The sequence below is a fragment of the Telluria sp. AZSoR62 genome (assembly GCF_058111565.1).
In genome coordinates, this window is record NZ_JBYTST010000521.1 from 1 (window position 1) to 244 (window position 244).

The window sequence follows — 244 nt, forward strand, 5'->3', positions numbered from 1 at the left end:
GGTCTTGAGGTTGCGGATCTCGCGATCGAGCGTGTCGCTCTCGTGGTTCACAGCTTCCACGGCGAGCTGGTTGGCCGCCACGTTGGGCTCTTTCTTGCCGGTCAGCAGCGTGCGTTGCAGCAGTAGCGCTTTCTCCAGCACCGACGCCAGCGCAACCTCGGACGCCAGGCGCTGCGACAGCAGGTGCTGGTCCGGCTCGTCGCGCAGTGCCTCGATCACTCCGCGTGTGATGGGCAGCGACGCG

1 pseudogene is annotated in these 244 nt (G+C 66.4%); it reads right to left on the reverse strand.

The window, feature by feature from the left end:
• Positions 1-244, reverse strand: a pseudogene (locus tag AC3XQU_RS24615) (integrating conjugative element protein); the annotation flags it as partial.